The organism is Saezia sanguinis, assembly GCF_963921665.1.
In the GTDB taxonomy this organism is placed as follows: Bacteria; Pseudomonadota; Gammaproteobacteria; order Burkholderiales; family Burkholderiaceae_C; genus Saezia; species Saezia sanguinis.
Map to the genome: position 1 here is coordinate 349,823 of NZ_CAWUGC010000001.1, position 25,541 is coordinate 375,363.

The window sequence follows — 25,541 nt, forward strand, 5'->3', positions numbered from 1 at the left end:
ATGACTTAAGCCGGTTTCCTAGAAAATCGGCTTTTTCATTTTAGGGTTTGGGCCCTAAATAGGCCCTAAATTTGAGACGCTGACCATACTTTTTAGTACCTGTGAATACATAACAACAGGGTTTTGAAGCAGCGTTTTTTCGTTGCAATGAAGAGGTGTGGTTTCATCCAAACTGACAAGTCTTGCCCGTACCAAAGTGATCTGAAATACCTCTCCTGCTTTTTCAATCGTTGCTGGTCATTAAGGCCGTCTGGTATGGGTATCTAAGGCACTCTATTGTTTGCTATGCTTCCCTGTCTTTTTAAAATCTTTTTTGAAATTAATTGCATTAAAAAACATTTCCTTATTAATCAATATTGTTTTTTAATAAAACATAAATATTCAATAATGTGGACAAGTTAACACAAATAACCTGTTTCATTACATGTAAACTGGAATAATATTCATTATCTGTAATAAGATATTCAATTCGCTTTAATTTTAAGCAATTGAATATGGCAAAAAAATATCCTGGCAGAGTTCAAACCAATCCTCAATCATTTAAACGCAATTTTTTTGCCTTGCTAGCATTGAGTTCAATGGCAGGCCATTTGCAGACCAGCCACGCCCAGGTTGTCGTTGCGCCCAACGTCCCGATCCAGAACCAGCCCGGAGTGGGTACAACCGCAGGCAGCAACAATGTGCCGGTGGTCAACATTGTTGCGCCTAATGGCGCGGGAGTGAGCCACAACATCTATAACCAGTTCAATGTTGGCAGCCAGGGACTGATCCTTAACAACAGCAATGTGAACACCAACACGCAACTGGGCGGATACATTCAGGGCAATGCGAACCTGGTTTATGGCAACGCCCGTGTCATCCTCAACGAAGTCAACTCAGGCAACGCCAGCCATTTAGGCGGCTATATAGAAGTCGGGGGCCAGCGGGCCGATGTGATCATCGCCAATCCGGCTGGCATTTCAGTGGATGGAGCGGGCTTTATCAACGCCGCAGGCGTGACCTTAACTACAGGCATACCGCAATTCAACACCTGGGGTGCCATTGAATCCTACCGTGTAGGCGGGGGCAGGATTTCAGTCGCAGGCCTGGGGCTTAACGCCAGCCATACCGACTACACCACCATCATTACCCGTGCGGTGGAGATTAACGCCGGGCTATGGGCCAACCATTTGACGGTAGCCGCAGGCACAGGCACCTTTGCCCCTGATGGCACGCCCATGGAAACAACCGATACGGCAAACAAACCGCAGTTTGCCATTGATGTGGCTCTTTTGGGTGGTATGTACTCAAACAAGATATATCTGATAGGTACAGAACACGGCGTTGGGGTCAACAACGCAGGCCAGATTATGGCGGGTGCCGGGGAAGTGCATCTGACCGCTGAAGGCAGGCTGATTAACAAGGGGCGGATTAACAGTACCGGAGATGGAGCGAACATCCAGATTAATGCTGCTGATGATATCAGCAACACAGGAACGCTCTACACCACAGGCAGCGCCAGTGTGCAAAGTGGTGCGGCGCTTACCAACGCTGGAACCCTTGCCGCGCAGGGCAACCTCAGTGTTAATGCACAAGCAGTTGACAACCAGTCTGATGCACTGATTGCCGCAGGGCTTAATAGCGACAACAGCCTGAACACAACAGGCAACCTTGACCTGAATGCCACCTATCACCTTACCAATGACGGCATCCTCATCGCAGGAGGCAATGCCAGCATCATTGCAGACATCCTTGGCAACAGCAAAGATGGGGAAATCGTTGGACAGAAGAGCCTTGCGATTGAAGCCACTACATTCACCAACCGGGGCCTGGTAGACGGTGCGGCTGTACACATTGAAGCCAATGCCCTGGACAATGTAGGCACAGGGCGCATCTATGGCAATACCCTCGCGATTGATGCACGCATTCTTCACAACCACGCTGAAACGGTGGGCAGCCAGACAAGTGCCGCAGTCATTGCCGCGCGTGCTGGGCTGCATATTGGAGCCGATACACTCACCAATGAGGGCAACGCCCTCATCTACAGTGCAGGCGATATCACCATTGGCGGGAGTCTTGATGCCAGCCATGAAGCCACAGGCAGCGCCACACTGATTACCAATGATGGGGCGATCATTGAAGCGGCGGGAACCGCACAAAACAGCAGTGGCAACATCATCATCACAGCGGTAGATGTCAAGAACCTCAACAGTGAATTGGCCACACAGCAAATTGTGGTCGATACACAAAACAAGTTTACCCATGACATCCCGCTGGGGAGTCTCTCGTGGGACAATGCCGATGTGATCTACATTGGTGAGGGGTCAAACGGCAGCTACAGCTATTATTCGATTGGCAAGGGCGCAAGCATCAGCGACACCATCAGCCTTATTGGAACCAGTTCGGACTACTTCCTCTTGATTCCTTCCAGTGTCTACACCAAAGACCAAACCGATTATGTTCTTTCTGTTGGTGGGCTGTATGAAGCCGGTCTGGTTGGGGGTGTACCCAACTTGGATGCCTATGCGCCCGATGATTCCATCTGGAATGTATTTAATTTAACGCCCCCTAGCGCAGCGCCCATAGCGCCAGCGGTAGACTGCGCGGTCATCTCGTGCTCCACGCAGCAGCAGACCCTGTATGACACCTACCAAAGTGACCTTGTCCAATGGCAAACGGATAATACAGGTGCCTACTGGAACCTGGGGTTGGTGATCATGGACTACAACAGCGACTTTGACAACCGCAAAGTCAGTGCCGAAACCCTGCACCAGTATACCGAAACACAGTACAGCACCGAAGTCACTGCTTCCAACCCTGGACAAATCCTTGCCGCAGGCAACATCACCATCAACGGGATACTCACCAACGACAACAGCCGTGTAATGGCTGGAGAAACCATCTACGCTGACACCCTCATCAATACCGCCACCAAGGGTGAGGACAGTGTGGTACGCGCTGGCACGCAGGTGATGACGATACGCGATGCCAGTGGCAGAACATGGTCTATTCCTGTCACTTACGCCCCCACAACGGTAAACTCAACCCAGACGGATTTGGGTATAGCTCAATATGAACAAAACGCCAGCTATAGCGGTAGCAATGGAGGAGGCAGCGCAGGAAGCATCAACCTACCGGGCATGAGCAACAATGCCCTGTACCAGATCAACCCAGGAACCAACAGTAATTACCTCATAGAAACCGATCCCCGGTTTACGAACTACGGCACATGGCTATCTTCTGATTATATGCTCCAGGCCCTGGGCTTTGACCCGGCGGTTGCGCAAAAGAGGTTCGGAGATGGTTTTTATGAACAGCAGTTGATCCGTGAACAGGTGGGGCAGCTTACCGGCTACCATTTTTTAGCGGGTTATCAAAATAATGAGGAAATGTATCAGGCACTGATGGTTGCCGGTGTGGAGTTTGCGCAGGACTTCAATATCACGCCGGGTATAACGCTTACCGCCGAGCAGATGAGTGTGCTTACCACCGACATGGTGTGGTTGGTGAGCAAGGAAGTCACATTACCAGACGGGAGCGTGGAAACGGTACTGGTGCCGCAGGTCTACCTTAAAAGCGGCAACAGTATGCTGACAACGGACGGGGCACTGGTGAGTGCGGGCAATGTGGTCATAGGCGATACAGAACTGGCAAACCATACAGCCAACCCAACCTATTTTTACAACAGCGCCACCATAGCCGCACAAAACACCTTGATTGTAAGTGCGCAAAACATCACCAATGAACTGGGACACCTGCATGGCAATGACACCTACCTGCAAGCCACACAGGATATTACCAACACGGGTGGCGTGATCAGTGCCGATAACAGCATCACCATCGTGGCCGGGGGTGACTTTACGCAGCAAAGCACCACGTTTGAGAGCCAAACGGAACACCATACGGTGAAGGACATCAGCAATGTGGCGGCGGTGTACCTGAGTGGAAACCGTCAGCAACAAGGTCAACAAGAAGATCAACAGGAAGTGGATATCGAAACAGAGAGCCAAACAGGTTCGCAGGCCAACAACACCAGTAGCACCAATGCAGGCCAGATTTATATCCAGGCAGGAGGCGATATCACCAATACGGGTGGCATGATCATCAATGCGGCGCAGGGAACACAGGAAGAAACTGCACAAACTGTATTGGTGGCAGGCAACAACATTGAACTGCAAAGCCTGGAGAGCTACAGGAGTGAATCCTTTAATTATGACGCGATGAATTGGTACAGTAAGGAGAGTACCACTCAGAATGCTTCGCAGATTCAGGCGATGGGTGATATTACACTGGTTGCAAATAATCAGATCAATATTACGGGTTCACAAGTAGAAAGCATGGATGGCGACCTGACCTTGAGTGCCAAAGAAGTGAACATTGGCGCAGCAGCTACACGCGATACCGCGATGGGCAGTAGCTATACCGAACACAAGGGCACGATGAGCAAGAAGACGAGTCACGCCATGAGCTATGAGGATAGCCAGGGACTCTCAAGCTCAAACCTGGGGGCAAAGAACATCACGGTCGTGACCACGGGCGATCAGAACTACACAGCCAGCAGCGTGATTGCCGATGAGAACCTCACTTTGGTATCCCAGGAAGGCAACATCAATGTAGCGGCTGGGGAAACCAACAGCACGAGCCTGACCTACAACAAGACTCAAAAGAGTGGGGTTACGGGTTCAGGTGGGGCGGGAATCAGCATTGGCAAGGAGCAGACCACCAGGACAGAACTGAGCATTGCCCAAGGGGCACAGGGCACAACGCTGGGAAGTCTGGGTGGGGATATTACCATCAGTGCGCAGCAAGGCACGTATAACCAGGTGGGAAGTGATGTCCTTGCCCTGCAAGGAGATATCAATGTCATTGCACAGGACATCCATATCGAAGAAGCGCGGGAAACCAGTACCTACATAGAAACCTATGAATATAAAAAGAGTGGTGTGACCGTTGGTGTAAGCAGTCCGCTTGTGAGCATGGCACAACAGGCCAAACAGATGAGTGATGCCAGTGATAAAACCAGCAGTTCCAGGATGGATGCGCTGGCTGCCGGGGCGGTGGCATTGAATGTATACACCAATTATGATGGTGCGGTGGATAGTGTTAAAAACCTTGCCAGTGGCAACTTAAGCAGTGTGGGCTCATTAAGTGTGAGCTTTGGAACCCAAAAAGCCAAGAGCCAGAGCATGGAGACCAGTGATACGGGCAAAGGCTCCAACGTCAGTGCTGGTGGCAACATCAATATGGTTGCAACTGGAAATAAAAATGATATCGAGGGGAATAAAGATAGCGGCAATATCCTGATTCAGGGAAGCGCTGTTACCGCACAAAACGATATCACGCTCATTGCCAATAACCAGCTCAATGTGAAAGCTGCGCAAAATACGCAGATGGGCTTGAGTAGCAATAAAAGTTCTTCGGCTTCTGTGGGGGTGAGTGTTGGCGCAGGTGGCCCAAGTGTCAGTGTGGGGGCAAGCCAGGGTAAAGGCAGCAGCAATAGCCTTGACCAGACCTGGAGCTATGGCAGCGTAGAAGCTGGAAACACATTAACCGTTGTTACCGGAGGGGATGCGAATCTGATTGGCGGACAGCTTGCAGGAAACACCGTGATTGCCGATATTGGCGGTGACCTCAACATCCAGACGCTGCAAGACGTGAGCATCAGCCAAAGCAAGCAGAAAGATACTTCTGCAAGCCTGAGTGTGAGTTTAAGCGGTGTTGTTGGTGGCAGCGTTGGACACAGCAAGGCAAATGCCAGTGGCACCTACATCAGTGCCAATGAGTACGCAGGCATCATGGCCGGAGACGGCGGGTTTGATATCAATGTAGAAGGCAATACGGCATTGATTGGCGGCATTATTGCCAGTACAGAAAACGCCGCACAAAACAACAAAAACAGCCTGACCACAGGGACACTGACCACACAAGACCTGATCAATGTGAGCAGCTATGATGCCAAGGGCAGTACCCTGACGATGGGGGTTTCTGGCGGGGGTGGTAATGCGCTCTCCCCTGCGGGGAGTATGGCTGGTGTTTCCAAGGACAGCGGGTTTGACTCCAGCATTACGGTAGCGGGTATCAGCAATGGGGTGATCACCATCACAGATGAAGAAGGCCAGAAACAGAAAACAGTGCAAACCGCAGAAGAAACTATCAATAACATCAACACCAACATACAGACCGGTATGGCTACCGGAGGACTTGCCAAGGATTGGGATACGCAGGAACTTTTAGACAAGGTGCAGGCTGAAGCGCAGATATTTGCCAACTTCAGTTCACAGGCAGCCAAGGGTGTCGGTACGTTTGCGCAAAACCGGCAGGCCGCCATTCAAAAGCAGGTAGCCGACTTAATGCTTGGAGAAGATACCCCGGAAAACCAGCAACTGCTTGCCGAACTCAGGGAGGAATATAACCGCTGGGGTGAAGGTGGCGTCTACAAGGTGGTTGCACACGCCATCGCCGGAGGGCTTGCCGGGGACTTGAGTGGTGCGCTGGGAGCAGGAGGAAGCGCCCTGGTTGCCGGGCAGATGAATGAGATCACCAAGGACTTGCCCGATGGGGTCAAGCAGGCTATAGGCGCAGGTATTGCTGCGGGTATTGGTGGCGTGCTTGGAGGCAATACCGGAGCGAGTGCCGCCTTTAACCAGGATATCAATAACAGGCAGCTGCATAATGATGAAAAAGCTGTGCTGGCTAAACTGGCTAAAGAAAAGGCCTGTGAGAATAACCCCACTTGCACACAAGACCAGATTAATTACTGGTACAAGACTTATGAGACCGCTGCGCTTTATCTGGTAGATACCCAGTCAGAAGCCGCTACGGAATACTACATTGACCAGATGCTGCAATTTCAGGCGCAATTGGGAGGTGCGTATTCGCACCAGAACGCCAGCGACAGAATCACCGATATGGTGACAGACCTGGCTGGAGCTTATAGGGCATTAAAAGAAATATCGGGGCAGGAGATTACAGGCGAGAAAGATTACTACGGCAACCCGCTATATTACTTTAGCGCCACAGACGAGCAGCGCAACAATGAAATGATACTGGCAGCGTATCCGCAAAACGATGATGATTACTGGAGTGTATCCAATACGGCGGGCAACTACCTGGGCTCGGCACTTGAGAACCTTTGGAGTAATTATTATGGAAGCCCGTTTGGAACCATAGAGCAGGTAATGCCGGAGACGTACATCATCGGTGCGGGTGGTGTGCTCAAACTTGTTGGGGCGGGAACAGTTGCAAAGAATGCAGCCAGTTCTGCGGCGCAAAGTATATCCAGTATTCCGGCGTTGCAGGGAACGATCTCAATACCTGCGTTGGAAAGCGCCGTAGTGGGTGCAGGTATCTCCGGTGGGGCAAACGCAGGTATTCAGTATTGGCTTACAGGAGATATCAACTGGGCTGATGTTGCTATTGCTACAACGGTTGGGGGCGTCACTGGAGGGGCTGGCGGTGGTTTTTGGGTGACGGTTGGAACCAATACCGCTGGAGGCGGCCTCTCAGCCGGACTTAAGGGGGAAAGTATTTTATGGGGTATGGCTGGTTCAGGACTATCCGCAGGAGTTGGCTGGGGGGTAGGGCAATCCATCACAAAATTGGCTAATGCACAAATAAATCCGATTAATTATAAATATCAACAAGAAATCGTTTTACAGCAATGGAAAAATGGCACCGTTATAGAGCTTACCAAGTTCCGTACGCCTAGTAACCTCCCCAGTTATTTCGGAAACGTTGCAGAATCTGGTGCTGCTGAATACACCCAAAATCAATTGCAATCAATACTTAAAAGGGAAAACGATGGCAGCAATTAATATGAAGGGGATATTGAAAGCATTATGCATTTTTTGTATAGGGTGTTACCTTCTTTTTTTTGTCATAGCATTTTTTGCTCATTTTATTGCTGTTTGTGTGGCATATCAAAAGATAGGAGTGTTTAAATATGTTCTAACTTGGGATTTAGTGGCTGAGCATGCAAAATTTGCATTGATTGGATTTCCAATAGGTTTAGTTTTGTTTTTGGCACGCTTGCGCGAAATAAAAACAGGGCGTCACTAAAGTAAAAAAATAGATTTCCAAGTCAGACAGGTGGTGCAGTCTCTGATTTTTTACTACCGCGCTGGTATTTACGCTTTTCCCCGTTAATAGATTTGTTAATAGCTTTACCTGTTCAAAGGGTGTTATGTTCTTTTGTCCCAAATTTCCTCAAACAAGCACATTACTGGCTGCCGTTGTCTTGGCAACATTGACTGTGCCTGCTCAGGCTCAGATACCCATACCCCATAATGCCGCTTCGGAATTCATCCGGCAACAACAACGTGAAGAAGCCCTGCAACGCCAGATGGAGTCTGTTGCAGATGAACCCGGCCTGCAAATTACACCAATGCCCCTGGCTGTAGACAAAATTCCTGATGAAACCCCTTGCTTTATGATCCATGCCATGGAACTGGAAGGTGAATTGGCAGAAAAATTCCAATGGGCACTCAAAGCAGCAGATCGCAATAGCCAAAGAGAGCTTGACCCGGCACTTAACCGCTGCCTGGGGGCAAACGGTATTAACATCGTGTTGGGCCGGATACAAAACGCCATTGTAGAAAAAGGCTATATCACAAGTCGCGTTACAGTTGACGAGCAGGATTTGACGCAAGGTGTGTTAAAGCTGGGGTTTACTCCTGGAAGAATTCATGCCATCCGATGGAGAGAAGGCTCTGATACGCGCATTAACTGGCACAGTGCATTGCCCATGCGTGAGGGTGACCTATTAAACCTGCGTGATCTGGAGCAGGCACTGGAAGTCTTTAAAAGAGTACCAACAACCGATGTAGATATACAGATCGAACCAGTAGGCGACACCGGCCAGAGCGATCTTGTCATCTACTGGAAAGAAACATTCCCTTTGCGGTTGAACCTTTCCATAGACGATGGAGGAAGCCTCGATACCAGTCGTTATCAGGGCGCATTGACCGTTGCGTATGACAATCCATTTGCACTCAGCGACCTTTTTTATGTCAGCTATAACCACGGGTTGGGGGATGGCAATGATGGGCGCTCCAAAGGATACGCTGTTCATTACTCCGTACCCATAAAAGGCAACTGGCTGTTGAGTTTGAATGCCAGCTACTACAACTATCATCAGATGATTGCGGGAAGTAGTAGGGATTATGACTATAGGGGCACGAGCCAGAATATGGACATCACACTCACCCGGCGCGTTTACCGGGATGCGATACGCAGGATGAACTTTTATGTAAGTGGCTGGCAGCGGCGCTCAAAAAACTATATAGAAGATACAGAAATCCAAAACCAGAAACGTCGCACAGCGGGTTGGGAGATTGGAGCGAATTACCGTCAGTTCATAGGCAACGCGGTATTCAATGCCAATCTGTCTTACCGCCGGGGTACAGGCGCACTGGAAGCGTTGCGCTCTCCTTTGGAGGAAACGGGAGAGGGAACCTCGCGCATGAAAATCTATAATCTGGATGCTTCACTGATGTTGCCGTTCAAGGTGGGCAAACAGCAGTTTCGCTACAGTAACGTTTTACGTGTTCAATGGAACGACACCCCGCTGATTCCACAGGATCAGTTTTCTATTGGGGGGCGCTATACAGTACGTGGCTTTGACGGACGCAATACGCTGATGGGGGATCGTGGCTGGTTATTACGCAATGACCTGGGCTGGCAGGTATTTACCACGGGCCAGGAGCTTTATTGGGGGCTGGATTTTGGCAGTGTTGCAGGACAGGCGACGCGCTATCAGGTGGGTCAGAATCTGACGGGTACGGTGCTTGGTCTTAGGGGCAGCATGACCAAACATGTGAGGTATGATGTTTTTATGGGGACATGGCTGCATAAGCCCGATGGCTTCGAGACCTCTAAATGGACTTCGGGGTTTAATCTGAATGTCGGGTTTTAAAGAGATGGTGTTTAGGTGAGTGCAAAAACAAAAAGGAACTGGAGAAGGGAAAATGATAGACAGATCCAGAGTTCTGCAATATGTGGTGGACAAATATGGGACACAGCCTGAGTATCTTTGGAAAAAAACACCCAACAACGCCATCTTGAGACATGCTGGTAACAGAAAATGGTATGGCGTTTTAATGATGCTTTCCAAAAGCACGCTGGGATTAAAAGGTGAGGGTCGGGCCGAAATTATGAATGTCAAATGCAGGCCCGAGCTCAGCGGGGTCTTAAGACAAACACCGGGTTATTTTCCCGGTTACCACATGAACAAGGAGCATTGGCTGACGATTCTTCTGGATGGCACTGTTGCGGCAAAAGAGGTTTACGCCTTAATAGATCATAGCTTTGATTTGACAAAATAATATTTAATCTTCTTCGTTTCCCAATAACGACAAGTAAGGGTTGTTAAAAGGAATATCTGGCATGATCAGTTCGGGGCTGGCCAGCAGATAACCATGGAGTTTTCGGGTTTTGCGAGGCCCTGAAACGAGAGCGTTCAGAATTCTGTGTCAGGCAGAGTGTGACATTATAAAGTTAGCGCATGATCGAGTCGTCCTTCAAAGTAAATGGCTAACTGCGATAAAGTCAGATTCCAGTTGCGTATGGGGGTATGGTCCATTTTTCCTGTGCGTTTTGCAGTCCCAGATAAAGCAGCTTGAGCAGGCTGTTTTCATTGGGGAAAGCGCTTTTGGTTTTGGTCAATTTTCGGAACAGGCGGCGCACCGATTCTGCCGCCGCTTTCGATACCGCGCGGTAATCAGCCTGAAAACGTAGTTAGGCATGGTTCATGTCAGCATTCCTTCAAGTTACCCTTTCATTTCAAACCGCAAGAAATCTGTTAGCCGCATCGATTCGCTTACCTCGTCGTGGGGTACTAACAGATATCTCCATGCCTTGCCGCCAACGCTTACTGTGAAATCCGATGCATGCTTGCACCACTGCACGGCAGCAGCGGCCTTGGCCTGAACCTCTTGCGTGTTGATATCGCCGCGCGCCTTGGTTTCTACCATGAAAATCGTTGAGTTGGTTTCAGCCACGAAGTCCGGGATGTATTCCGGTTGCTCGGTACCTAATTTATAAAAAATTTGAAACTGTCCCTTGGCAGGTTTGAACCATTTGTTGGCGTCACGCTCCAGAATGATTGCAAAGCGTCTCTCCGTGTCCGAGTGAAATTTCTGCAACGGATATAGGCAGCGTGCGAAGCCACCAAACAGCATTTGTTTGATGTGGCTGACTTCGGCAACGGTTTCGCGGAAATGGTGCGTTGTTTGGCCTGCTGTGGCAGTGTAATTGCAAGGCTTAAGCGCGGTAAAACCGCGACTAACCTGCACTTCGTATTCGGTGACTTGCTCCCAAAAGTGGGCCATCATTTGTGCGTGGATTTCACGCGCAATTAACCGCCGTTGCTGATCCAGCACGCTAATCGTTTCATCCGCCGTCAGGTAGCTTTGCAGGTGCTGCACCATCTGGCCAGCAAGGTCATAGAGCAGATCAGCATGAGTGAAGTAATCGATATCGTCGAAATCCACCAGTGCGTGGACGATGTAATCCTCAGGGCGTTGCTCCTTGAGGCTTATTTCCGCCGCCAGCGTAAACTGTTCGTTTGTACGTAGCATCTGTCCGACAATCTCGCGCTCACCCGGTTGTAGGTGAAGCCGGCTTGCATCTAGTGTGAATGGATGAAAGCCCGTGGTAACCTTTCCTTTGGGTACCACAGCAATGCGTGGAATATCTATGGTTTGCTGCACCACAATCTCGGTCGTTTTTGCCACCACAGCAAGTAAATCCAATGTAGGTGTAGCCTCATCCACATTCGCCAACAGATTGCCCTGAACAGGCTTCAGGCGCTCAGCCACCTCCACCACAATGGCGCGTTGCACCTCAGGCATCAGTAGTGCGCCGCTGGTCGGCACCAGATCGCGCTTGGTCTCGTATTTGTTGATCACTTCAACCACCACACGCGCAGCCTGCTTCTCAGTCTCAGTGGTAAACACCGGCGTAGGCGAAGTAACACTGGACGACGGCGCGGAATCACCGCCACCTATAGCGCTTCCATCGGTTGGTGCCACTACAGGGGGGGCTGCCAAACCAAGCCAGGCCATCGTGTTGGCTCCAACTTGTACGCTTACTTTCTTGTCGTTGGCAGAAGGCGCATCGAGAATGATCTGTTTCAGACGGATCGGCGAATCGCCACGGTTTGCCTCGTCGATGATTTCCTGAAACTTATCATGGGCAACGATGTTCAGACGATCCACCGCTTCCACGCCAGTGCGCTTGCCATAAGGCAGGCGAAGACCTCGACCAATGCTCTGCTCGATCAGTGTGCGGGCATTGGCCGCACGCAGCGGAACGATGGTGTAGAGATTGGTTACGTCCCAGCCTTCCTTGAGCATGTTAACGTGGATCACGATCTCAGTTGGCTCATCAACACTTTCCACCGCCAGCAGGCGCGTGATCATTTCCTCCTCTTCCGCGCCGGTACGACTGGAATCGACTTGAATCACCTTGCCGGTGTAGCGACCTTCGTAGAAGGCATCTGACTCAATCAGCGCCTTAATTTGCGCTGCATGCGTAGTATCGCGCGCAATCACCAGCATGAAAGGCTTGACCACCTGCACACCATTCTCACGGGCGTAGGTGAGCAGTTCTATCTTGGTGATTTCGTGCAGTCGCACACCGTCTTCCAATTTGATCTTCTCAATGTCCTCTGGTTTGTAGTTTGATACCGAGAAGTTGCGCTGGGTTACCACAGCGGGCTCTTTGACGAAGCCGTCTTCCATTGCCCGCGCCAGTGGGTAGTCCATCACCACGTTTTTGAACGGCACCGGCCCTTTGCTGGACTCAACGAACGGGGTAGCCGTCACTTCCAGACCAAACAGAGGTTTAAGCTCATTGATCGCCCGCATTCCAGCTTGTGCCCGATAACGGTGAGACTCGTCCATCAGCAGTACCAGATCAGGCAGGTTCGCCAAATGATTGAAGTAGCTGTCACCCAACACTTCGCGCATACGCTTGATGCGTGGCTCCTTTCCGCCGCGAACCTCCGAGTTAATCTTGGATATATTAAAAATATTAATGAGTACATCATGAGAAAAACCTGTCGGCGGATTACCTACCGCCGCACCAGTTTGGTCGTAGTTGTCACCAGTAATAATCAATGGCGACTGTTGTGCGAACTCAGCAATGCCTTTGAACACGTACTTTGGCGTGTTACGTGTAAAGTCAGTAATCAGCTTGTTGTAGATCGTCAGGTTGGGCGCGAGTACAAAAAAGTTATTGATGTCGTGCGCCAGATGCAGATAGGCGATGAAAGCTCCCATCAGCCTGGTCTTGCCAACACCTGTGGCCAGTGCAAAACACAGAGAGGGGAATTCACGCTCGAAGTCATCTAATGTGCTGAATTCAGCCTTGAGCGTGGAAAGAATGGATGAAACGTCGCGCTTGTGGGTCAGCAACTCTGGCGAGGCCTCAAGGGCACGCACCAGCCGGGAGAGGGATTCCGACTGCGGAGGGCGCAGAGACAACCGGCCACTGACGTGATGGAAAGCGCGGGTACTTTGGGCGATGTTCATTATTCATCCTCTCCAGCATTCTGCTCGAACAGACCGCTTTGATCTGGGTTTGTGAAGGCAGCTTTTTTATTTTTGGTTTTGTTGGTAGCAACAACAGCCGTCAATCCCATATTTTCTTCCTCTGCCATTGGCAGGTTGGCCACATTCAGGCTGTAGTCGTCATGCCCCCACTCGCAACGGGCCAACACCATTTTGGGAATCTTTTTCAGCGTCAAGTTTGGCCAACGTTGTGAGGCCTGTGCTGCCGTTACGCCACGGAAAGCCGAACAGCATACTAGTAGGCTTTGCTCGCCGCCTACTTCATCAGAGAGAGCCTGCAACTGGTTAGCAGACAGGTTTTGCGTCGTGACGAACAGAAAGTCACGCTCACTGGAATGGCCGTGCTGCCACCAACGGGTTTCTGAAGGTGCGTAGGCAAAACCTTCCAGCTTGGCCAATGCTTCAGCCAGTTGTGCGGGGTTGTAGTCTGGATTGATGATCGGGTTGCCCCAGCGGTCGTTGACAATCAAGCTTGGGGCGAGGCTGTAATAGCGGAAGCCGCCGCCGCCTTGCCAATTCATTGCCTTGGAGATGCCCCCCTGATCTTCACCATCAATTACCTTCTTCAAGCGCGGAATGATGTGGGTATGGCAGTGCTGTCCAAGCTCGATCATGATCCAGCGCCTGCGCATCTTGTGTGCAACCGCACCAGTCGTTCCAGAGCCGGCGAATGAATCAAGAACGAGATCTCCCGGCTTGGTTGCCAAGTCAAAGCACCGCTTGATGAGCGCTTCAGGCTTCTTGCCCTTTGGGAACTCAACGCCACCCTCGTTATGCAGATTGTTTGATAGGATGTCGTCCCATAGGCTTGTGAGTGGTTCTCCCGCGACATACTGACCGTCGATAAGCTTGAGCTTGTCTGAATAGAAAAGGATTCGCTCTCCATTTACAAAGTACATGTCCGAGTGCGACTCGCGCTTAAGTAAAAAAACTTCGTTTGGCTGAGCCTTCGATTTGTCAATCATCTCCTTCGCTTCATTGCTTACCGCGTTGTAGTCCGGACGCGCAAGACGAACCACACGCTCCGCACTTTTCATCACGAATTCTGATAGTAGTTTTTCATACTCCTCACCGAGAGCTTTCTTGACCCCTTTCTCAGGAAGTCTGAGACTCTGAGCAAACGCCTTGGTTAAGGTAATAAAGCGCCAGCCGCGATACGGCTCATTAATTTTCTCGATGAACTGCCCATAACGTTTGTCTCGCTGGGTGCGAGCTGTGAAAATTCGATTCGGTGACCACGATGTCTTGTTCTTCGCGTAGATCAGGATAAAGTTCGTGATGCTTACAACGCCCGGATTGATTGCTTTGTGGCCAGTCGCTGACCCCTGCTTGAACGACACAACCGAAACTCGGTTTGCCCGCCCGAACACCTCGTCTAGCAATACAATCAAGTAGCCAAGCTCGTTGTCGTCAATGTGAACGAACAGTGTTCCGTCATCGGACAGCAGGCGGCGAAGTGATTCGGCGCGATCACGAATGAGTCCAAGCCAGATGGAATGCTCGTATCCATCGTCGTAGTGCTCAAATGCTTGCTGCGTATTGAATGGCGGGTCGATATAGACGCACTTCACCTTCCCAGTAAATTCCTGCTCCAGCGCTTTTAACGCCAGCAAGTTATCGCCAAAGATCAGCCAGTTGTTGAAGATGTCACTGTCCGTCACGCGTTGTTTAGCGTGATACGACTTTTCCGGGTCTTCAAGCAGAATGCGTGGTTCCAGTTTTGGCCGCTTTTCCTTCCCGATCCATGTTAGTTCTAACTTTTGCTTATTCATTCGTTTTACCTTTGATTTTGTTACGCGAGGGCAGCCATCAGGCTTGCCTTCACGGTTCGGCAGTCAGTCTTGTTTTCAAACAAGGCGCGTGCCTGTTTGCCCCAATTCTGTGTGGCCTGTATGACAGCCACAAGCCTGTCCGCCAGCAGATCCACTTCGCGTGACAAGATCTGCTTTTCGGCGTCAGTTAGAGCAAGCTCTGCACCATCTAGGATCGCTTTCTGCCGAATAAAAACAACATGCAAAATCAGCCACACCGCATGAGCCAGAATTTCTCTGGCCGGAAGCGTGCCGGGGAGTTGGTTAGCAGGGTCGGGTTCAGCCGATCGTCCCTTCACCGCGCCGAGTACGATACGGCTTATCTGGACGATGCGCCATATCCGCCTTGCTGTAAGTGAATCTGCGAACAAAATTCCATAGGCTTGACGCAAGGGATCTTTGGCAGAGACAAAACCTTCACGCCCAAACAATTTTTTTTTGTCAGCCTTGGCGGCTACGACATAGTCTGACCAGTTGTCGGTCGTGATAGTACATGCGAGGTATGGTGCGAGTTCACGTGCACTGAAACAGGTGTCTGAAGGCAGCGGATCGTCCTCGCCCTGTTTGACGAGATAGGCAATATTTGCCATGCGCAAGGTGTTTTGCCAGTTGCACTGACGTTCATCAAGCGCAGCGAAGTCTTCCAAATCAACGGCATTTTGCCGGTTGCGTGATTGCGTGACACGGTCGCCAAAGTCGTCTGGTGCGTTTTCGAGGCAGACAAAAGTGACCAACACTTCTGCTGGATGTTCGTCATAATGTGTGACCGGTTCCTGTGCAATTGCACCCACCGTCTGTGCGCCATTGATAATAGACATGCCGAGGACTCGGAACTTACCTTTCTGCCGATTGGCATCGCGCGGGTGTTGCTCAATAATCGCCCGGCACAGAAAGGTAACGCCGTTGTTAAAGTAAAAGAAGTGCTCGGCTTCTGTCTTCAGCGTTTTGCTCAACCCCACGTTGACCGCTGTTGCTCCCTTAAAGCGTCGAATATTGCGGTCAACAAGCTGCTCTTTATATTCGTTCCATAGCTCAACAAGGTACTTGACATCCATGCGTCCATAGAATGCGCGATAAGGTGTATTTGCACAGCCAAAATCCTTCAGTTCGACTTCAGCATCGATTGGATCTGCAGATATACCGTCCAAATGCAGATCGTGCAACGTGGTAAGACCGAAAGCACGACAGCGGATGAAGCCCGGAGTTGTGCCATTGAAACTGCGCTCCAAGTCACCAAAGATATGCCTGCGATCATCGTGGATAGCTCCGCCGGTATGAGCCAGCACCACTTCGACTTTGCAGACCTCATTGTTTAGTGCACTCGCGAGAGCAGCCTGACGGTTTTGCAATGTATTGTTGAAACGATCCATATTGCCATGCAGCAAGTCGGCTACACCATCACGAAACTTGGATACATCACCGAGCACAGGTTCGCCCATGCCAGAGTCGATGTATTTGGATTGCACAAGCCAGATAGTGTAGTCGGCGGCAATAAAGACGGAATCAACACCGTGATCAGCCCCGCCATCAATGCTGGCGGCAACGGCATCTGCCATTGATGCACCGGCAGCTTCGTGCAGTACGAATGCTGCAACCGCTTTAGTGAGAAAATTTCTTCGTTTGGCGTCGTCGTCCGTGCCACTCCTGACGATCAAGGTTGAGTAGTCGTTGTCAAGCTTTTGACACAACAAATCCAGCTCAAGTGGTCTTGCAATGTTTGTCGCCATTACACCAACTCCCATTCAATGGTGAACAGCGTTCGTTCGGCCACCTGCTGTTGAAGCTGAATCTCCAACTGACTGATTAAGTCATTACGCTGGGCCTCGACTTCATCCTGTCGATTGAATAGCTCACGGCGCAGCTTGGTGCGTTTACCTTCCAGTTCACGCTGTTTTTTCTGCCACGACAATTTCTCTTCCAGAGTAGGCGACATTGCCGCCGTGCGACGCACTTCCTTGATCTCGCGGTCGATCTCCTTAATTTCTTGCTCAAGGCCTAACTTCAAATCGTCTGCCCACGCATCTAACTTCTGAACTTCCTGCTCGAAATAGCCAAGATTACGCAGATTGATGTCGTGCAGCAGAGTGAACTTACGCATCTCCACATCAGTCAGCAGCGCGGTATCCACAGCATTGAACAGACCTAGTTCCTGAGAGGTGGCGGGCAAGCGCAACAGCTTTTCCGGATCTTCTTCGGCCAGCGCAATGCCGTCGTGCGTGATGGCTGCCACCAGCAGGTGCTGCTCTTGACTGCCTAGGGCTTCCACTTCAATCAGTTTCAGTGTGAGCCATCCACTCTTTCCGCGATAAGCTTCCAGCGTACTGACGCGCCCTCCGTAAGCATCGTAGTCAAACACCAGCTTGGCTGTTGTCAGTTGTCGGTTTTTTGCCTGATTGGTAACCCATAGCGCCAATGGATGACTGACCCGATAAAGGTATGCGTTACCACTGCGGCGTGGTAGTTCGTAGCGCCCCGATTCAATATCCCTAGGGCCATTGCTAGCGATAGCCACCGGAGCACGATGAAGGTTGAAACCATCGTCGTCAAACTCGGCACAGTCGCTCAGTTCAGCTCTGGTCAAATCCATCAGCATGCGTTCATATTTACTGCGGGTGTTGCGGCTGTCTTTGGCACGGATGCGCAACTTTTCTTGCACTTCTTCGTCGAAGTTTTCCAACAGGATCTGGCGTGTTTTGACCATCGCCTCGTTGATCTCGCTGGAAAGGTCGAGCTGAAGCTGCTCGAAGCTAGCCTTGATCTCGGCAGGCTCGCGGCAGTTCTGATAGATTTCGGCGATGCGGCGCTCAAAGTCCACGCCAGAGCCAATCACCCCCAGCACTTCATCGCTGGCTCCAAATACACCTTCAAAGAGCTGAAATTTCTTCGCCAGCAACTCATATACGCGTGCATCGGCCTCGTTACTGCGATCAACGAAATTCACTACCACCACATCAAACTTCTGTCCGTAACGATGGCAGCGTCCAATGCGTTGTTCGATACGTTGCGGATTCCAAGGTAGGTCATAGTTGATGACCAAGGAGCAGAATTGCAGATTGATGCCCTCAGCTCCGGCCTCGGTAGCGATCATAACTGTGCCGCGTTCCTTGAAGTGCTCAACCAGCGCAGCACGTGTGTCAGCAGCCTTTGAGTCGGTAATTCGGTCGGTGCCTTCGTGGCGTTTAAGCCAATCCTTATAGATAACCTGTGCACGTACATCGCTGTTGGTACCGTTGTAGAGGACAATGCCATCTCCATAAGACGTATTTTCCAGTAGTCTAAGCAGATAGTCCTGCGTACGCTTGGATTCGGTGAAGATGATGGCTTTCCTAGCCGCGCCTAATCGATCCAACTCGGCAAAGGCGCGGTCGAGGGCAGTGAGCAGTGCTGTCCCCTTGGTGTTGTCGCGGATACTGGTGGCCAAAGTCTTGAAGTGAAGCAGTTCCTCCATCTCGCTGGAAATGGCCTCTCGCTCTCTTTGATTCAACACCGCAGTATCGGTTGTTTGGCCGCTGTTGCTATCAACAAATTCTTCCGCAGTTTCGTCAAGCGACTCGTAATCTTCATCCAGTTCCTCTGTCAAGTCGACCACCAGCGATTCATCAAGCTTGCTTTGCAGACGCTTTGTCATTGTCTCTAGTGCGCCAGCAATAGCGTGAGTGCTGGAAGCAAGCAACTTCCACAACACGAGCGAAATCAATTGGCGTTGGCTTTGCGGAAGCGCCTGAAGATTGGGGCGCCGCAAGTAATCTGCGACGAGACTAGACAGCTCTTGCTCTTCGACGGACGGTGTAAACTCCTGCACAATGGCCTTGCGTGCTGTGTAGGATACGTAGGGCTGCACCTGTCTGCGTAAAGTACGTTTGCAAACAGCGGAAAGTCGTTCGCGCAAACTATCGAATGATTGCCCTCTACCGGTGAACTGTGAGCGGAAACTGTCCAGATCGCCAAAGACGCGGTCATCGATGATACTGACAAGGCCATACAGTTCCAGCAGTGAGTTCTGAAGAGGTGTGGCTGTAAGCAGGACTTTGGAATGGACATGCGCCATTGCTTCTTTGAGTGTTTTGGCGATGACATTACTGGTTTTGTAAACGTTGCGCAGCCGATGCGCTTCGTCGAGTACGACAAGATCCCAAGCGATGCCCTTGATGTCGTTGGCTTTGACCTTGGCGAACTGGTAGGAGCAGATGATTGGGCCGGACTCCAACAGGAAAGGGTTTTGCTGCTCCTGCTTGCGGATTATGTTGTAGCTTTTAGTTTCGAGAATTAGCCCCTGCAGGCCGAACTTATCCTGCAACTCTTGATGCCACTGCTTGCGCAAATTAGCCGGGACGATAATTAGGATGCGACGACGGCGCTCAGCCCAACGTTGGGAAATGACAAGGCCAGCTTCGATAGTTTTACCTAAGCCAACCTCATCAGCAAGGATTACACCACGCGAGAGGGGATTGCGGCAGGCAAAGAGCGCCGCTTCGACTTGATGAGGGTTCAGATCAACTTGAGAGTCAACCAGCGTCGATGCTAATGATTCAACTGTATCGCCAGCCGCGCGACGAGTCAAAAGCCAAGCGATGTACTGGCTCTGATGCGGCGTCAGAAGCTGCTGCTTCATTTACGGTGATCCTCCATTTGCCCTCTCCGGAATCTGATGCAGAAGTTGGTGTGAAAAATGCTCACTCATGCCTCCGGTTTCTGTTTGTTAGTGCTTTCAGCAATCCAGCATTCCAAATCCAAACGTCGAAAGCGCCACGTGCCTCCCAACTTAAAGGCTGGAATCTTACCCTCTTGGATCAAACGATAAACTGTCCGCTTCCCTGCCTTGAGGTACAAGGTAACTTCGTCTAGAGTCATGATCTCATCATCAGTGTTCATTTATCGTCTTGCCTTTGCCGATATGGGCTTAAAGTTGCCAATAACTGCCGATTTTCCCATATATAAAGTACATTGACTAGATTGAGGATTCATTCATTAATTGAGATGAAAGAAGAATCGGCAACCATGCAGCTCGCAGAGAAGCGGCGTCATGGCAAAAAGGTTGAGAATGCGATTGGAGTAGTGTATGTAACTATGTGAGGCAAAAATTTAAAGGGAATAAGGGAATGTGCTTTTAAGGGATAAAGGCCTTATCCCTAAAGTGGATTAGTTTAGACGAAATGATACAGTAGTCGATCAAGGAGATGTAGACTCCTTGATCAACCCAAATCGGTGCGTTCCTAATTTCAAGAACCGGGTTGACGAACAAACAGAACAAGCGGTTGTAGCTTATGCTATTGACTATCCGGCATATGGTCAGCATCGAACCAGTAATGAACTACGCAAACAAGGTATCTTTGTCTCTGGCGGTGGAGTACGCTCAATTTGATTACGCCATAAGCTGGAGAACTTTAAGAAACGGCTTGAGGCCTTAGAAGATAAAGTTGCCCAAGAATGTATTATTCTTAATGATACACAAATAGCTGCATTGGAGAAGAAAAAACATGATGATGAAGTTTGCGGGGAGATTGAAACCGCACATCCCGGTTATTTGGGTTCGCAAGATACGTTTTATGTGGGTAATCTTAAAGGCGTAGGCCGAATTTACCAGCAAACATTTTTGATATCTACTCCAAGGTTGTACACTGTAAGCTTTACACAAGTAAAACACCTACTACAGCAGCTGATTTACTTAATGGTAAGGTATTGCCTTTTTATGCAGCACATGGGTTGCCTATGCTGCGCATACTCACTGACACAGGAGCGGGGTATTGCGGGGTTGTTGAGCGCTACAATTATCAGTTTTACCTTGCAGTTAACGACATTGATCACATTAGGACTAAAGCCCTGTCGCCTCAAACCAATGGGATATGTGAACGATTCCATAAGACTATCTTGCGGGAGTTTTATCAGATCACCTTCAGAAAGAAACTTTACATATCATTAGATGAACTCCAGCAAAATCTTGATGTCTGGCTGGAATTCTATAATAATGAAAGAGTTCATCAAGGAAAAGTCTGTTGCGGGAGAACGCCTATGCAGGCTTTGCTTAGCGGCAAGCGGATCTGGCCGGAGAAAAACCTGAGCCAGATCTAGACTGACAGATACCATCAAAAAACTGGTGATTGTTTCATCTGATCTGAGCTAGTACGGATTAAATAATATTTAATCTTTTTCGTTTCCCAATAACGACAAGTAGGGGTTGTTAAAAGGAATATCAGGCATGATCAGTTCGGGGCTGGCCAGCAGATAACCATGGAGTTTTCGGGTTTTGCGAGGCCCTGAAACAACACATGTCCAGATATTTAAGCCATTGGGCTGCCTTCGATGGATTTTGAGGCGTTCAAACTGCTTTTGACACCACTCCCAATCGGTCAATTTATCGAGTTTTGCCAGTTTTAAGCTCAGTGGGAATTCTTGGGCGTATCGGACAAATAAACTCGGAGTGACTAAAAAAACAGTATCAGCAACTGTATGTATCATGGCCTGAGCATCGTTGATGATCAGTTTTTTGGAAAGAATAGCTTCTTTTAACCACGCCACAAAATGTTCTCCACCTGGATCAATTTCGTTATTACTGAGTGTGGTGGCTTGTACGGATTTAGACGCTGTTTTATTGCTGCTGGCAGGAACGGTTCTGGAGGATGCTGCAGGGGCAGTGATAGGTTCAGCCAACATTTGTGCAGGTTGGTTTAATGCATTGGGTCCCAGCAGATCCAGCACTGCGTCAAGGCTATCAGCTTTGATCGGTTGAGTGGGGGGTGTTATCAAAGTAACAGTTTGTGTTAGGGCAGTGGATTCTGGTGTGTCTCCTGGAGATGCCGCTGACTCTGTGATAGATTCTTCGTCAACCGGGACAACCGATCCCTCAAAGGGGTCAGGCCGATCACCGGCTTCCCATATCAATGCCGGAACTACTTTAAAAACCGTCAGGGTATTGGACCAACCTGACTTGCTGTTGATGGTAACTTTCCAGATCGCTTTACCATTGGATGCAGGCTGAGCAATGCCATGCTCTTGAAGTACATCGAATACTGCTGTGTTTTTTTCAGGAATACCGCTGATGCCTTGTGAGAGCAAATGTGCCCGCAGTTTATCCGATACGGTTTTGCTCACAAGCCATAATCCGTCATCAGTGAGCCAGCCGTCTGAGGCTTCGGGTTGATTTATTTTCAGTGATTCTTTAATAAGGTAGCGCAGGCCATCGAGCAGTTTACGCTGCAGGGCATGTTTAGGTGCCGTTAATGCTTTGACCGGATCACCGCCCATCTCCTGCGCCACTGAAGCCTGATCTGCTTTGGTGACAAGTTCACCAAGAATTCCGGCATGTTCCATTTGTCCGGCCAAAACGTACAAGAGCGCTGACCATAATTCTGAAAAACCGCTGAGCCAGTTCAGAATGTCCTGATCCAGCACACGGGTGTACAGCAGCCCGGCGGCGGCGCTGTGCAGCCGGTATTCGCGTCCTTGCCGATAGCGAAACCGGTAAGGGCGTGTCAGCGGCCCGTGCCACGGATGCCAGACACCACCATCTGCTGTCTCGACATCGATATCGACAGCGATCTTGCCAATATCGTGCAACAGTGCGGCATACGCTGCAGCGGCGGTCCAGGCTTCGGCCTGTGCTGTTTGCGTCTCGGACGAAGAACCGGCTGGGAGAAGATGCGACTGGCGCAGTTTTAAGGCGTAGGCGACGATTTCCAACCCATGATCGACCATACCCCCTGGATAGGCATGGTGATGGGCTTGTGAGGCCGGAAACTGCTGCACAAGGGCAACATACCGTTCAATGGGACGCTGATAAAGAGAATCGAACTGAGCAGGGGAGAGGGCGGTTCGCTGCCAGATATGCTTGAGGAGCATTTGACGCCGGGGTGTGGCCAAAAGCTCACTGGCGATCATGGGCTGTAAAAAATCACCGGTAGTCTCTGTCAGTGCAGAGGGGGTAACAGAGGTTGCCTGAAGTGGCAGCTTCCTGCGCAGAATTGAAAACATCTCTATTCCAATCGTTTCGTCAACCAATGGCCCTTTAAGCCTTTTCCCTTTTTAGCTGTTTAAAGGGGTAGGACCGTTGCCCTTAATGATCCATTGCCCTTAATTCCCATTTGTGCCTTTTATGCCATTTATTCCATTTAAAATTTGGCACGAATCACTCAAAGTGTTTATAGTCAAAGTGTCATTTCAGGTTGACATAACCGTAAATGATGAATACAGTCGTTATAACAGAGCAGACGATATGAACAAAACCACCCCTAAAACCTCTCATCGGATTGGTGCCATGCTTGCAAGAGCCTGGCGGGGGTGGCTTCGTCTTGAAAACCGCCTTGCGCTGCGGCTCAAAAAAATCAGAGTTCCGGTGATTCTCACTATAATAACCATTCGGTTGTTGCTGGTGACAGGCCTCGTTGCCATGTTGTTTGCGACCGGTGTAGTTTCCCTGCTGTGGGCAATCGCTCAAATACTGGTCATGATCATCCTGGTGGTGCTCATCCTGGCTAATTGGCCATCTTGGCTGGGAGAGGTTCTGGAAGAAAAACCATCGCCATCGTATTTCCCTGAAGATGAAGACGATCACCGTAATCAGCCTGGATATGATCCTCACTTTTATCCTGGTGATGAGCGTGACCCTAGGTTCAAAGATTAAATTTACCTGCTTAATTATCAGCTTTTCGAACCGGCATCAAAACCGCTTTTGAATTCACCGCCTGCCTTACTGGCAAGACTCCCTGCTTTTGATCCTGCTTCCGTACTGCTCTTGGTTCCATTACTTAATGAACTGGCAAAATTACCTGCAGCAATGCCAACCCAGCTAAGGGATGTTATCCACAGAGCCGGTAACACCAGAAACATAGACCCCATCACAAAATTGAGTAGCGCATCGCTCATTCCGTTATCAAACCCCATCAATGGATTGAGGTTGCTGTGAGGTGACTCTCCGCCATAGAGTGCATCCAGTATGGTCGAATCAACCCACCTCGCCAGTTGGAGCCAGAAATCGACAAAAAACAGCGCGAATTGAATGCACGTTACCGTGATGACGTTTTTCAGCTCATAAATGCCAAAGACAAGAAGCATTGGAATACAAATCACCAGTGCCATTTTTAAAAAAGAGAGCACCATCGGTAGCGACCGTCGAAGGTTATCCATGGCCGGGAAATACCCGAAACTGGTCACCGCCGTCCCCAAATTGCTGCCCCACCGGGTGACGCCATTGGTAAGCGAGCCGCCAACCTGACCGCCGTAATCGGTATAAACAGCCCCGCGATTCATATTTTGCTGACGGGGTGAGGCAACGACCCGGATCAGCTCATCATTGACTTCATCCTGAGATAAGAATCCGATCCAGTGGCCGAAACGTGATATCAGGCTCGGATCGACCTGTGCAATCAAGCGTGCCCGTAGTCCTTTGCTGCTATCAAGCCACCACTGGGTACATGTCGGATAGCCTCCGCCGCTTGCAACCTGAGCAAGACCCGCATCACGTGTGGAATCGTATGGCCAAGCCTCTCTTGGTGTCTTGGAGCGGAAACTGTCATAAAACCCCGGTGTTCCAACAAAATACTGCGACCCGATCCAGGCGACATCATTCATCTGTTTGTTGCTCAATTCAGGGCGCGACATGAACAGCTTTGCACGGCTGGGGGCATAACAGTCATTGGTAAAATCCGCGACCTCCTGAGCCAGCACAGGGTCATTGATCCGTATATCGTTGATTTCCATACGCATTTGACGCAGATCTGTGCCGCAGGGGATGGATGCTACTGAAGCGCCGGTCACTGCGCGTGAGAGCGAATGCACAAAGAACCACCATATCGGCACCTTGGCCGACTGGTTGTTGATGGTTGTAAATACTGTGTCCCAGCGCGTTTCCTCGGGCTTTGGAACCGATACCTGACATTGCTTGGCTCGACCCTCATCGTATTTGATGGATGAAAGATCAATCGTGATCATTGGAACGCCTGCAAAGAGCAACACGACAATGGCGACCCAGACACGGTTTTCGATACGGATAGCGGAGAGCGCTCCTTTGTTACCCTCGTCTACGCCTTCACCACGGGCTTTTAACCATTCCTGAATAATGATCGCGATAAAGGGAATGGCAAAAATGCCGGACGCAACCAGGATGTTCCACACACCATTGTTAATGACCCAGGCCACCAGGGTCAGGTAATATTCTAAATAATCGCCTGTATATAGCGTCATTTCT

General features: G+C 50.1%; 13 protein-coding genes and 2 pseudogenes. 6 read left to right on the top strand and 9 right to left on the bottom strand.

From position 1 onward, the window contains the following. Positions 1 to 578: 578 nt before the first annotated feature. The 4 genes from AACY98_RS01585 (at position 579) to AACY98_RS01600 (ending at position 10,301) form a co-directional block, all read left to right on the top strand. Entirely contained in the window at positions 579 to 7,793 is a 7,215-nt protein-coding gene (locus AACY98_RS01585) for a hemagglutinin repeat-containing protein (protein WP_339800692.1), read from the top strand. Continuing rightward, positions 7,780 to 8,037, top strand: a complete 258-nt coding sequence (locus tag AACY98_RS01590; protein WP_339800695.1) for a hypothetical protein — start codon at positions 7,780 to 7,782, stop codon at positions 8,035 to 8,037. Before AACY98_RS01585 ends, AACY98_RS01590 begins: the two co-directional genes overlap by 14 nt. 178 nt (positions 8,038 to 8,215) lie before the next feature. Next, complete coding sequence (locus AACY98_RS01595; RefSeq protein ID WP_339800698.1) at positions 8,216 to 9,892, top strand: ShlB/FhaC/HecB family hemolysin secretion/activation protein; 1,677 nt, start codon at positions 8,216 to 8,218, stop codon at positions 9,890 to 9,892. Positions 9,893 to 9,911: 19 nt separating this feature from the next. Beyond that, entirely contained in the window at positions 9,912 to 10,301 is a 390-nt protein-coding gene (locus tag AACY98_RS01600) for an MmcQ/YjbR family DNA-binding protein (RefSeq protein WP_339800700.1), read from the top strand. Positions 10,302 to 10,304: 3 nt separating this feature from the next. Here the strand turns inward: AACY98_RS01600 and AACY98_RS01605 are convergent, their stop codons facing one another. The 7 genes and pseudogenes from AACY98_RS01605 to AACY98_RS01635 form a co-directional block, all read right to left on the bottom strand. After that, a complete protein-coding gene (locus AACY98_RS01605; protein ID WP_339800976.1) occupies positions 10,305 to 10,442 on the bottom strand; it encodes a conjugal transfer nickase/helicase domain-containing protein in 138 nt (45 codons plus the stop codon). 23 nt (positions 10,443 to 10,465) lie between these two features. Beyond that, positions 10,466 to 10,674: pseudogene (locus AACY98_RS01610) on the bottom strand (IS256 family transposase); the annotation flags it as partial. 71 nt (positions 10,675 to 10,745) lie between these two features. After that, complete coding sequence (locus AACY98_RS01615; RefSeq protein ID WP_339800703.1) at positions 10,746 to 13,511, bottom strand: DEAD/DEAH box helicase; 2,766 nt, start codon at positions 13,509 to 13,511, stop codon at positions 10,746 to 10,748. Then, positions 13,511 to 15,322: a site-specific DNA-methyltransferase gene (locus AACY98_RS01620; RefSeq protein ID WP_339800706.1), complete on the bottom strand. Its 1,812-nt coding sequence runs from the start codon at positions 15,320 to 15,322 to the stop codon at positions 13,511 to 13,513. Before AACY98_RS01620 ends, AACY98_RS01615 begins: the two co-directional genes overlap by 1 nt. Before the next feature lie 20 nt (positions 15,323 to 15,342). After that, a complete protein-coding gene (locus AACY98_RS01625; protein WP_339800709.1) occupies positions 15,343 to 17,088 on the bottom strand; it encodes an AIPR family protein in 1,746 nt (581 codons plus the stop codon). Further along, on the bottom strand, positions 17,088 to 19,973 hold the full coding sequence (locus AACY98_RS01630) for an SNF2-related protein (protein ID WP_339800711.1): 2,886 nt from the start codon (positions 19,971 to 19,973) through the stop codon (positions 17,088 to 17,090). Before AACY98_RS01630 ends, AACY98_RS01625 begins: the two co-directional genes overlap by 1 nt. A 65-nt stretch (positions 19,974 to 20,038) precedes the next feature. Continuing rightward, positions 20,039 to 20,233 (bottom strand): helix-turn-helix domain-containing protein, encoded by a 195-nt coding sequence (locus AACY98_RS01635; RefSeq protein WP_339800713.1) that lies wholly within the window; start codon positions 20,231 to 20,233, stop codon positions 20,039 to 20,041. 298 nt (positions 20,234 to 20,531) lie between these two features. Here AACY98_RS01635 and AACY98_RS01640 point away from each other — a divergent pair. Next, positions 20,532 to 21,430 (top strand): annotated as a pseudogene (locus AACY98_RS01640) (integrase core domain-containing protein); the annotation flags it as partial. 69 nt (positions 21,431 to 21,499) lie between these two features. Here AACY98_RS01640 and mobH read toward each other — a convergent pair. Beyond that, a complete protein-coding gene (gene mobH / locus AACY98_RS01645; RefSeq protein WP_339800716.1) occupies positions 21,500 to 23,329 on the bottom strand; it encodes a MobH family relaxase in 1,830 nt (609 codons plus the stop codon). 241 nt (positions 23,330 to 23,570) lie between these two features. Here mobH and AACY98_RS01650 point away from each other — a divergent pair, with 241 nt between their 5' ends. After that, on the top strand, positions 23,571 to 23,978 hold the full coding sequence (locus AACY98_RS01650; RefSeq protein ID WP_339800719.1) for a DUF3742 family protein: 408 nt from the start codon (positions 23,571 to 23,573) through the stop codon (positions 23,976 to 23,978). A gap of 17 nt (positions 23,979 to 23,995) precedes the next feature. Here AACY98_RS01650 and AACY98_RS01655 read toward each other — a convergent pair whose 3' ends face one another. Continuing rightward, a complete protein-coding gene (locus tag AACY98_RS01655) occupies positions 23,996 to 25,537 on the bottom strand; it encodes a conjugal transfer protein TraG N-terminal domain-containing protein (RefSeq protein WP_339800722.1) in 1,542 nt (513 codons plus the stop codon). Positions 25,538 to 25,541: the final 4 nt, after the last annotated feature.

Excerpts from the sequence above, each read along its gene's own strand:
- AACY98_RS01655 (WP_339800722.1), bottom strand. The coding sequence starts at position 25,537 with ATGACGCTATATACAGGCGATTATTTAGAATATTACCTGACCCTGGTG.
- AACY98_RS01590 (WP_339800695.1), top strand. The coding sequence starts at position 7,780 with ATGGCAGCAATTAATATGAAGGGGATATTGAAAGCATTATGCATTTTT.
- AACY98_RS01625 (WP_339800709.1), bottom strand. The coding sequence starts at position 17,088 with ATGGCGACAAACATTGCAAGACCACTTGAGCTGGATTTGTTGTGTCAA.
- AACY98_RS01620 (WP_339800706.1), bottom strand. The coding sequence starts at position 15,322 with ATGAATAAGCAAAAGTTAGAACTAACATGGATCGGGAAGGAAAAGCGG.
- AACY98_RS01585 (WP_339800692.1), top strand. The coding sequence starts at position 579 with ATGGCAGGCCATTTGCAGACCAGCCACGCCCAGGTTGTCGTTGCGCCC.
- AACY98_RS01650 (WP_339800719.1), top strand. The coding sequence starts at position 23,571 with ATGAACAAAACCACCCCTAAAACCTCTCATCGGATTGGTGCCATGCTT.
- AACY98_RS01635 (WP_339800713.1), bottom strand. The coding sequence starts at position 20,233 with ATGAACACTGATGATGAGATCATGACTCTAGACGAAGTTACCTTGTAC.
- AACY98_RS01630 (WP_339800711.1), bottom strand. The coding sequence starts at position 19,973 with ATGAAGCAGCAGCTTCTGACGCCGCATCAGAGCCAGTACATCGCTTGG.
- mobH (WP_339800716.1), bottom strand. The coding sequence starts at position 23,329 with ATGTTTTCAATTCTGCGCAGGAAGCTGCCACTTCAGGCAACCTCTGTT.
- AACY98_RS01615 (WP_339800703.1), bottom strand. The coding sequence starts at position 13,511 with ATGAACATCGCCCAAAGTACCCGCGCTTTCCATCACGTCAGTGGCCGG.